Raw genomic sequence first — 11396 nt, 5'->3', positions numbered from 1 at the left:
GGCGTTCACGCAGCCCGCGCTGTTCGCCGTCGAGGTGGCGCTGTTCCGGCTGCTGGAGCACTGGGGCGTCACCCCGGACGTGCTCATCGGCCACTCGGTGGGAGAGGTCGCCGCGGCCCATGTGGCCGGCGTGCTCTCGCTGGAGGACGCGTGCACGCTGATCGCGGCGCGCGGCCGGCTGATGCAGGCCCTCCCCGAGGGCGGGGCGATGATCGCCATCCAGGCGTCCGAGGAGGAGATCGCTCCGTCACTGATCGGTCGTGAGGCCGAGGTGAGCCTCGCCGCCGTCAACGGTCCGGCCGCCGTGGTCATCGCCGGTGACGAGGCCGCCGCAGAGGAGATCGCCGAGGACTGGGCCGGACAGGGCCGCAAGACCCGTCGCCTGCGCGTCAGCCACGCCTTCCACTCGCCCCGCATGGACGCGATGCTGGACGACTTCCGCAAGGTCGTCGAAGGGCTGACCCTCCAGGCGCCGCCCATCTCCCTGGTCTCCAACCTCACGGGCGCGCCGGCGGGCGCGGAGCAGGTGTGCTCGCCGGAGTACTGGGTGCGCCACGTCCGCGAGGCCGTGCGGTTCGCCGACGGGGTACGGGCCCTGGAGAAGCTCGGGGTGACCTCGTTCCTTGAGGTGGGTCCCGACGGTGTGCTCACCGCGATGGCGCAGGACTGCCTGACGGTCGACGAGGCCGCAGGCGCGCGCACCCTCGTCCCCGCACTGCGCAAGAACCGCCCCGAGACCCAGTCGCTGACCACGGCGCTGGCCGAACTCCACGTCCACGGCACCACCGTGAACTGGTCGACGGCGTTCGCCGGACGCGACGTACGGCGGGTGGAGCTGCCCACCTACGCGTTCCAGCGGCAGCGCTACTGGCCGAAGGCCGGCGGCCCCATGACCGGGGACGTCGCCTCCGTCGGACTCAGCTCCCCCAACCACCCGCTGCTGGGTGCCGGAGTCGAACTCGCGGGCAGCGACGGATTCCTGTTCACCAGCAGGCTGTCGGTGCAGAGCCAGCCCTGGCTGGCCGACCACGCGATCGCTGGCGCGGCCCTGTTCCCGGGGACCGGATTCCTGGAACTGGCCATCCGCGCAGCCGACCAGGTCGGCTGCGGGCGGGTCGAGGAAGTCACCCTGGCCACCCCGATGGTCCTGCCCGAGAACGAACAGGTCCAGGTGCAGCTGTGGGTGGACGACGCGGACGAGACGGGCCACCGCACGATCGGCCTCTACTCCCGGCCGGCCGACGCGCCCTCGGGTGAGCCGTGGACGCAGCACGCGGCCGGTGCGCTGGCCCCTGCCGGCCCCGAGCCGTCGTTCGACCTGGGCGTATGGCCCCCGGCGGACGCGGAAGCGCTGGACATCAGCGACTTCTACGAGCGCTTCGCCGCCTCCGGCTTCGCCTACGGCCCGGTGTTCCAGGGCCTGCGGGCCGCCTGGCGCGCCGGCGACGACGTCTACGTCGAGGTCAGCCTCGGCGAGGAGCACGCGTCACTGGCGGCCGACTTCGGCCTCCACCCGGCGCTGCTGGACGCCGCGGTGCAGGCGGTGACCTTCGTCGCCCTCGATGACGTCGGGCTCTCCCGGCTCCCGTTCTCCTGGAGCGGGGTCTCGCTCCACGCCGGTGGCGCGTCCACGCTGCGGGTGCGTCTGACCCAGCTCGGCCCGGACTCCATCTCCCTCGCGGTAGCCGACGGAACCGGCCGCCCCGTGGCATCGATCGAGTCCCTCGTGCTGCGCCCGGTGTCCGTGGACCACATCGACACGGCCAGGACATCGGCGTTCCGCGACTCGCTGTTCACGCTGGACTGGACCCCCGTGCCGGCCGTCACCCCGGCGGACGCGGCCCCGGCCACCTGGGCCGTGGTGGGCACCGACCACTACGGACTGGCTGCCGGTGCGATCGCCGGAGCCCAGGTGAGCGCCTACGCCGATCTCGACGCCCTCGGCGCCGCGATCGACGACGGCGCCGCCGCACCGGAGGCCGTGCTGGTCTCCTACGCACCGGGCCTCGACGACGAGGCGGCGCAGGGCAAGCCCAAGAGCAAGGCGAAGAGCAAGACGAAGGGCAAGAACAAGGCCAAGCGGGGCCTGGAGCCCGTGGACGCCATCCACGCGGTGACGCACCACACGCTCGGCATGATCCAGGGCTGGCTCGGCGACCGCAGGTTCGACTCCTCCCGGCTGGTCTTCGTGACCTCGGGCGCCATGGCACCCGAGGACCGCGAGGAGACCCCGGACCTGATCCACGCCCCGCTGTGGGGCATGGTGCGGTCCGCACAGTCGGAGAACCCGAACTGCTTCGTCCTGGTGGACCTCGACGAGGACGAGGCGTCCAAGGCGGTACTACCCGCGGTGCTCGCCACCGACGAGCCGCAGGCCGTGGTCCGCGAGGGCACGGTGCTCGGCCAGCGCATGGCCCGGGTCTCCTCGGGCACCGCGCTGCTGCCGCCCGCCGGAGTGCGGGACTGGCGACTGGACATGCACGCCAAGGGGACCCTGGAGAACCTGGCGCTGCTGCCCAGCCCCGACGCCACGGAGGAGCTCGGCGCGACCGAGATCAGGGTGGCGCTGCGCGCCGCGGGCCTGAACTTCCGCGACGTGCTCAACGCCCTGGGGATGTACCCCGGGGAGGCCGGGCCGCTCGGTGGCGAGGGTGCCGGTGTGGTGACCGAGGTCGGCTCCGCTGTGACGGACCTCGTCCCCGGTGACCAGGTGATGGGCATCTTCAGCGGGTCGTTCGGCCCGTTCGCCATCACCGACCGGCGCGTGGTCGCCCGGGTCCCGGAGAACTGGACGTTCGAGCAGGCGGCCTCCACCCCGATCGTGTTCCTGACGGCCTACTACGCCATGGTGGACCTGGCCGGTCTGAAGGCGGGCCAGTCGGTGCTGGTGCACTCCGCCGCAGGCGGTGTGGGCATGGCCACCCTCCAACTGGCACGGCACCTGGGGGCCGAGGTCTTCGGCACCGCGAGCGAGGGCAAGTGGGACACCCTGCGGGCCCTGGGTCTGGACGACGCGCACATCGCCTCGTCCCGGACGCTGGACTTCGAGAAGCGCTTCCTCGAAGAGACCGGCGGGCGCGGCATGGACGTGGTGCTCGACTCGCTGGCGCGGGAGTTCGTGGACGCGGGCCTGCGGCTGCTGCCGGGCGGCGGCCGGTTCCTGGAGATGGGCAAGACCGACATCCGGACTCCGGAAGAGGTGGCCGCCGAGTACGCCGGTGTCTCCTACCGGGCGTTCGACCTGATCGAGGCGGGACCCGACCGCATCAACGAGATGTGGAACGACCTGATCGCGCTGTTCGAGAAGGGGGTGCTGCGACCGCTGCCGGTGCGCACCTGGGACGTCCGCAGGGCACCCGACGCCTTCCGCTTCCTCAGCCAGGCACGCCACACCGGCAAGGTGGCACTGACGATGCCGAGGACGCTGGACGGCGATGGCACGGTGTTGATCACGGGTGGTACGGGTGGTTTGGGTGCGTTGTTGGCCCGTCATCTGGTGGTGGAGCACGGTGTGCGTTCTTTGGTGTTGACGAGTCGTCGTGGTGTGGAGGCGCCGGGTGCGGCGGAGTTGGTGGCGGAGTTGGCGGGGTTGGGTGCGGAGGTGCGGGCGGTGGCGTGTGATGTCGCTGATCGCGTCGCGGTGGAGGGTTTGTTGGCGGGGATTGGGTCTGAGTATCCGTTGTCGGGTGTGGTGCATGCGGCGGGTGTGTTGGACGACGGTGTGGTGGAGTCGTTGACGCCGGAGCGGGTGGACAGGGTGTTGCGTCCGAAGGTGGATGCGGCGCTGCACCTGCACGAGCTGACCCGCGACCTCGACCTCTCCGCGTTCATCCTGTTCTCCTCCGTCTCCGGAACCTTCGGCGGCGCGGGCCAGGCCAACTACGCCGCAGGCAACGCCTTCATGGACGCCCTCGCTCAGCACCGCAGGGCCGCGGGACTCGCGGCGACCTCCCTCGTCTGGGGGCCGTGGACGCAGGACGGCGGCATGACCACCGAACTGGCCGACGCCGACGTCTCCCGGATGACCAGGACCGGCATGGTCGCCCTCACCCCCGAGGCCGGCCTCACACTGTTCGACACGACCCGCGATCTCGACGGTGCCGTCCTGGTGCCCATGACGATGGACATGTCCTCGGTGGGCGAGCCGGTACCCGCGCTGCTGCGCGGACTGGTGCGCGCACCTGCCCGCCGGACCGCGGAGTCGGCGGCCACGAGCACCACGGCTGACCCGGCCGCCGCGCTCAAGCAGCACCTGGCCGGGAAGTCCGAGACGGAGCGCGAGCGCATCCTGGTGGACCTGGTGTGCGACCAGGTGGCCGTCGTCCTCGGCTACGCGTCGGGGCAGGCGATCGAACCCGGACACGCCTTCAAGGACCTGGGCTTCGACTCCCTGTCGGCCGTCGAACTGCGCAACCGACTCAATGCGATCACCGGAACGCGACTGCCGGCGACCCTCGTGTTCGACTACCCGACCCCGGCGTCGCTCGCGCGGTTCCTGCGCGAGGAGATCGTCCCCGCTGACGGGCCCGCGACCGAGCCCGTCTTCGGAGAACTCGACCGGCTGGAATCCACCCTGTCGGCGCTCGCATCCGACAGCGAGACCCACGCCCAGGTCATGGCGCGGCTCCAGGGGCTGGTGGCGAAGTGGTCCGCCGGCGGCAGCGGCCAGGTGTCCGGCGCCGTGACAGCGGCGGATGACGACCTGGACGACGGCAGCGAGATCGAATCGGCCACCGCCGACGAGATCTTCAAACTCATCGATGACGAATTCGGAATGTCCTGACGTGGCGAGCTGGAACTCACAGAGTGTTTCAAGGGGCTGGGAATAGTGGCGGAAGACGAAAAACTCCTTGACTACCTCAAGAAGGTGACGGCTGACCTGCGTCAGGCTCGTCGGCGACTTCGACAGGTGGAGGAGCGGGACCGGGAGCCCATCGCCATCGTGGCGATGAGCTGCCGGTACCCCGGAGGCGTGAAGACCCCGGAAGAGCTGTGGCAGCTCGTCGCCGAGGGCGGCGACGGCATCACCGAGTTCCCGCCCGACCGGGGCTGGGACGTCGACGGCTTCTTCGACCCCGACTCGGAACGGTCCGGAACCTTCTCCGTCCGCGAGGGCGGATTCCTGGACACCCCCGGCGACTTCGACCCCGGCTTCTTCTCCATGAGCCCGCGGGAAGCACTCGCCACCGACCCACAGCAGCGGCTGCTCCTTGAGACCGCGTGGGAGGCGTTCGAGCGCGCCGGGATCGACCCGGCATCGGTGCGGGGCAGCCAGGGCGGTGTGTTCGTCGGCGCTTCGTCCTCTGGATACGGCGCCGGAGTCAGCGAGATGCCCGAGGGCGTCGAAGGGCTGCTGCTCGCGGGCAACGCCACCTCCGTGGTGTCCGGCCGGGTGGCCTACACCCTGGGCCTGGAAGGGCCCGCGGTGACGGTGGACACGGCGTGTTCGTCGTCCCTGGTCGCCCTGCACATGGCCTGCCAGGCGCTCCGCCAGGAGGAGTGCTCGCTGGCCCTGGCGGGCGGCGTCGCGGTCATGTTCACCCCCAGCATGTTCGTGGAGTTCAGCCGGCAGGGCGGGCTCGCACCCGACGGCCGGTGCAAGGCGTTCGGTGCGGGCGCCGACGGCACCGGCTGGGCCGAGGGCGTGGGCCTGCTCCTCCTGGAGCGGCTCTCGGACGCCCGGCGCAACGGCCACCCCGTACTGGCCGTGGTGCGGGGCAGCGCGGTGAACCAGGACGGTGCGAGCAACGGTCTGACGGCGCCCAACGGCCCCTCGCAGCGCCGCGTGATCCGCCAGGCCCTGAAGAACGCGGGTTTGACACCGGCCGACGTGGACGCGGTGGAGGCGCACGGTACGGGCACCGCGCTGGGTGACCCGATCGAGGCGCAGGCGCTGCTGGCCACCTACGGCCGGGAGCGGGCGGAGGGACGGCCGCTGTGGTTGGGCTCGCTGAAGTCCAACATCGGCCACTCCCAGTCCGCCGCCGGTGTCGGTGGGGTCATCAAGATGGTGATGGCCATGCGCGAGGGTGTACTGCCCAAGACGCTCCACGCGGACGAGCCGTCCACCCAGATCGACTGGTCCGAAGGCGACGTCCGACTGCTCAACGAGTCGATGCCCTGGCCCGAGATCGAGCGGCCCCGACGGGCGGGCGTGTCCTCGTTCGGCATCAGCGGGACGAACGCGCACGCGATCTTGGAGGAGGCGCCGGAGGTTGAGGCGACCGAGGAGTCTGCCGACGGCGCCGTGGCGGGTCCGGTGGCGTGGGTGGTGTCGGGTCGTAGTGCGGCTGGGTTGCGGGCGCAGGCGGGGCGGTTGCGGGAGTTCGTGGCGGAGCGTGCGGAGTTGGGCGCCGCCGATGTGGCGTTCTCGTTGGCGACTTCGCGTTCGGTGTTTGAGCACCGTGGGGTGGTGACGGGTGCCGATCGTGGCGAGCTGTTGGCGCGGTTGGGTGTGTTGGCCGGGGACGAGGTGGCCCCGGGTGTGACGCGCGGTGTGGCGGATGTGCGTGGTCGTTCGGTGTTTGTGTTCCCGGGTCAGGGGGCGCAGTGGGTGGGCATGGCGGTGGGGTTGTTGGACTCCTCGCCGGTGTTCGCGGAGGCGGTGGCTGAGTGTGAGTCGGCGTTGTCGGCTTATGTGGACTGGTCGCTGACGGATGTCCTGCGTGGTGCTGAGGGTGCGCCTGGTTTTGACCGGGTGGATGTGGTGCAGCCGGTGTTGTTCGCGGTGATGGTGTCGTTGGCGAAGTTGTGGCGTTCGGTGGGTGTGGAGCCGGACGCGGTGATGGGTCACAGTCAGGGTGAGATCGCTGCTGCTTGTGTGGCGGGTGCGTTGTCGCTGGAGGACGCCGCGAAGGTGGTGGCCTTGCGGTCGCAGGCGATCGCCGCCGGTTTGGCGGGTCGCGGCGGAATGGTGTCGGTCGGGCTTTCGGTCGACCAGGTGCGCGAGCGCATCGCCGCCTGGGACGGCGCGATATCCGTTGCTGCGGTCAACGGTCCCGGCTCGGTTGTCGTCTCCGGTGATCCGGGTGCGTTGGATGAGATGGTCACCCAGCTTGAGGGTGAGGAGGTGCGGGTTCGCCGGGTGCCGGTGGATTACGCCTCGCACTCCGCGCATGTGGAGTCGATCCGTGAGGAGTTGCTGAAGGTCCTGGCGGACCTGAAGCCGCGTACCGCCGACGTGCCGTTCTACTCGACCGTGTCCGGCGAACTGGTGGACACGGCCGGGCTGGACGCCGAGTACTGGTACCGCAACCTGCGCCAGACCGTCGAGCTTGAGGCCACCACCCGCACCCTGCTCGGGACTGGGCACGGCGTGTTCATCGAGGTCAGTCCGCATCCCGTACTCACCCTGCCGGTGCAGCAGACGGTGGAGGCCGTCGAGGCGCAGGCCGTGGTCATCGGCACCCTGCGGCGGGACGAGGGTGGTCTGGAGCGGTTCCTGACCTCTGCCGCCGAGGTGTTCGTGCGCGGCGGCAAGGTCGACTGGGCCGTCACCCTGGAGGACCGGGGCGGTCGGCGGGTCGAGCTGCCGACGTACGCCTTCCAGCGCGAGCGCTACTGGCTCGATGGATTCGGCCTGCCGCCCGGCGGAGGCGCGGCCGATGGCACCGGCTCCGTCGACGAGCGGTTCTGGGACGTGGTACAGCGCCAGGACCTGGAGTCGCTGGCGGGGACGCTGGCGGTCGACAGCGAGGCGCCGCTGAGCGCCGTGCTGCCCGCCCTGTCCGCGTACCACCGCAACAACCGCGACCGGTCCACGATCGACGGATGGCGCTACCGGGTCTCGTGGAAGCCGCTCTCCGACGCCGCCGACGGCGCACTGTCGGGGACGTGGCTCGTGGTGGTTCCGGCGTCCCACGCCGAGGACGAACTGGTCTCGGGCGTCGTCGCCGGGCTCGAACGGCACGGCGCGAGTGTCGTCCCGGTCGTCGTGGACGAGCGGGAGCTCGACGCGGACGTGCTGGCGGAGCGGCTGCGCGTGGTGGCCGCCGAGGTGCCCGAGCTGGGCGGCGTGCTGTCGCTGCTCGCCCTGGACGAGCGGCCCTGTCCCGGCCATCCGGCGCTGACCGGCGGCTATGCGCTGACCCTGGTGCTGGTGCGGGCCCTGGTCGAGGCCGAACTTCCGGCCCGGCTGTGGTGCGGTACGCGCGGCGCCGTCTCGGTGGGCCGTTCCGACCGGCTCACCAGCCCGGCGCAGGCGATGGTCTGGGCGCTGGGTCGGGTGGCCGGTCTGGAACTGCCGCCCCTGTGGGGCGGTCTGGTGGACCTGCCCGAGACGCTGGACCGGCGCGGTGCGCAGCGGCTGGCCGGTGTGCTGTCCGTCGAGGACGGCGAGGACCAGGTCGCGGTGCGCGGCTCCGGTGTCTTCGTACGCCGTCTGGCGCGCTCGGCTGCGGCCGTCGGCGAGGAGACTTCGTGGCGGGCGCGCGGCACCGTGCTGGTGACCGGTGGCACGGGCGGGCTCGGCGGGCAGGTGGCCCGCTGGCTGGTCCGTAGCGGTGCCGAGCACCTGGTGCTGACCAGCCGCCGCGGTCTCGACGCCGAAGGCGCCGCCGAGTTGAAGGCGGAGCTGGAGGGCATGGGCGCCGAGGTGACGGTGGCCGCGTGCGACGCGGCCGACCGGGACGCGCTCGCCGCCGTCCTGGACGCCGTACCGGAGCACCTGCCGCTCACCGCGGTGGTGCACGCGGCAGGTGTCACGCTCGCGGCCTCTCTGCTGGAGACGGAGCTCGCCGACGCGGCGACGGTCGTGTCCGGCAAGGTGGCGGGCGCCGTCAACCTGGATGAGCTGCTCGGTGACCGTGAGCTCGACGCGTTCGTGGTCTTCTCCTCCATCTCCGGTGTGTGGGGCGGCGGCAGCCAGGGCGTCTACGGCTCCGCAAACGCCTTCCTGGACGCGCTCGTCGAGCGGCGCCGCGCCCGGGGCCTCGCGGGCACCGCCGTCTCCTGGGGCCCCTGGGCCGAGGACGGCATGGCCACCCGGGGCGACGCGGGGGAGCAGTTGGCGCGGCGCGGACTGCCCGCGATGGCACCGCAGTTGGCGATCGCCGCCCTGGAACGCGCGGTGACCGGTGACGACGGTGTGGTCACGGTCGTCGACGTGGACTGGGAGCGGTTCGCGCCCTCGTTCACCGCGGTCCGGCCCAGCCCGTTCCTGAGCGATCTCGACGAGGTTCTGGCCCTTGAGACGAAGGGCGGGGACGGCGAGAGCGCCGACGCCGCCGGGGCCCAGTTGCGGGAACGGCTGAAGCCGCTCACCGAGGGCGAGCGGGACCGGGCGCTGCTCGATCTGGTGCGCAGGCACGCCGCCTCCGTACTCGGCTACTCCACCGCCGAGATGGTCGAGCCGAACCGGGCCTTCCGCGACCTGGGCTTCGACTCGCTGACCGCGGTCGACCTGCGCAACCGGCTGGCCGCCGAGACCGGTCTCACCCTCCCCGCCACGCTGGTCTTCGACTACCCCAGCGCCGGCGTGCTCGCGGCGCACCTGCGCACCGAGGTACTGGGCACCACGTCCTCGGCGCCGGCCACCGGCCCCGGGGGCTCCGCGGGCCCCGGCGCGGACGACGAGCCCATCGCGATCGTCTCCATGAGCTGCCGCCTGCCCGGTGGGGTGCGGAGCCCGGAGGACCTGTGGCAGTTGATCGACGGCGGCGGTGACGCCATCTCGGCGTTCCCCTCGGACCGTGGCTGGGACCTGTCGGGCATGTACGACCCCGACCCGGACCGGCCGGGCACGTTCTACGCCCGGGAAGGCGGATTCCTCTACGACGCGGGCGAGTTCGACCCCGGCTTCTTCGGGATCTCGCCCCGCGAGGCGCTGGCGACCGACCCGCAGCAGCGGCTGCTCCTGGAGACCTCCTGGGAGGCGTTCGAGCGGGCGGGCATCAACCCCGCATCGGTGCGGGGCAGCCAGACCGGTGTGTTCGTCGGCTTCTCGGGCTCCGGGTACGGCACCAACCTGGAGACGGTGCCCGAGGACGTCGAAGGCCATCTGCTGACCGGCAACGCCGGCAGCGTCGTCTCCGGCCGCCTCGCCTACACCTACGGCCTGGAGGGCCCCGCCATCACGGTGGACACCGCCTGCTCCTCCTCGCTGGTGGCCCTGCACCTGGCCTGCCAGTCGCTGCGGCAGGGCGAATGCGACATGGCGCTGGTCGGCGGTGTGGCGGTGCTCGCCACCCCGATGGCGTTCGTCGAGTTCAGCCGACAGGGCGGGCTCGCACCCGACGGCCGCTGCAAGCCGTTCGCGGACGCGGCGGACGGTACGGGCTGGAGCGAGGGCGTCGACGTGCTGCTCGTCGAGCGGCTGTCGGACGCGCGGCGCAACGGTCACCAGGTGCTGGGCGTCGTACGTGGCAGCGCGGTCAACCAGGACGGTGCGTCCAACGGTCTGACGGCGCCGAACGGTCCGTCGCAACAGCGGGTGATCCGGCAGGCGCTGGCCAGCGCCGACCTCGCCGCCCACCAGGTGCAGGCGGTCGAGGCACACGGCACCGGCACCCGACTGGGTGACCCGATCGAGGCGCAGGCACTGCTGGCCACCTACGGCCAGGGACGGCCCGAGGGCCAGCCGCTGTGGCTGGGCTCGATCAAGTCGAACATCGGCCACACGCAGGCCGCGGCCGGTGTCGCGGGCATCATCAAGATGGTGATGGCCATGCGGGCGGGCGTGCTGCCGAAGACGCTGCACGCGGAGGTGCCCTCGCCGCACATCGACTGGACCAGTGGCGCGGTGTCGCTGCTCAACGAGGCGACCGCGTGGCCGGAGAACGGCGAACCGCGCCGGGCGGGCATCTCCTCGTTCGGCATCAGCGGCACCAACGCCCACACCATCATCGAGCAGGCCCCGGAGCCCGAGGAGACGCAGGCGGCGGTGGCGCGGGTCGGCACGGACGGTTCGCGGACGCTCCCCTGGACGGTCACCGGCAAGGGCGCCGATGCGCTGCGCGCCCAGGCACGCAACCTGCGTGACCACCTGGTGGACCACCCCGAGCTCGACCTGGACGACGTGGGCTACTCGCTCGCGGTCTCCCGGTCGGTCTTCGACCACCGCGCCGTCCTCCTGAACGGCGACCGGGACGCGCTGCTGAGCGGTCTCGACGCCATCGCCTCGGGCACCACGGCCCCCGGAGTCGTCCAGGGATCGGTGGGCACGGCCGGCAAGACGGCCTTCCTGTTCTCGGGCCAGGGCGCGCAACGCCCGGGCATGGGACGGGAGTTGTACGAGGCGTTCCCGGTGTTCGCCCAGGCGCTGGACGAGGTGTGCGCGTACCTCGACGTACTGCTCGACCGTCCGCTGCGGGACGTGATGTTCGCCGACGAGAACAGTGCCGACGCCGAGCTGCTGGACCGGACGGCGTTCACGCAGCCCGCGCTGTTCGCCGTCGAGG

The 11396-nt window shown here is 71.8% G+C and carries 2 protein-coding genes; both read left to right on the top strand.

Annotation, left to right across the window (positions count from 1 at the left end):
* The coding region (locus ACMA1D_RS31475) for an SDR family NAD(P)-dependent oxidoreductase (RefSeq protein WP_414727392.1) at positions 1-4783 on the top strand (4783 nt) is incomplete at its 5' end.
* A 45-nt stretch (positions 4784-4828) separates the two neighbouring features.
* Positions 4829-11396, top strand: a 6568-nt coding sequence (locus ACMA1D_RS31470) for a type I polyketide synthase (RefSeq protein WP_414727391.1), incomplete at its 3' end; no start/stop codon positions are given.

Source organism: Streptomyces sp. 796.1 (genome assembly GCF_047525675.1).
GTDB lineage: Bacteria > Actinomycetota > Actinomycetes > Streptomycetales > Streptomycetaceae > Streptomyces.
Note: the sequence above shows the minus strand (reverse complement) of the source record. Positions and strands in the feature narration are given on the sequence as shown.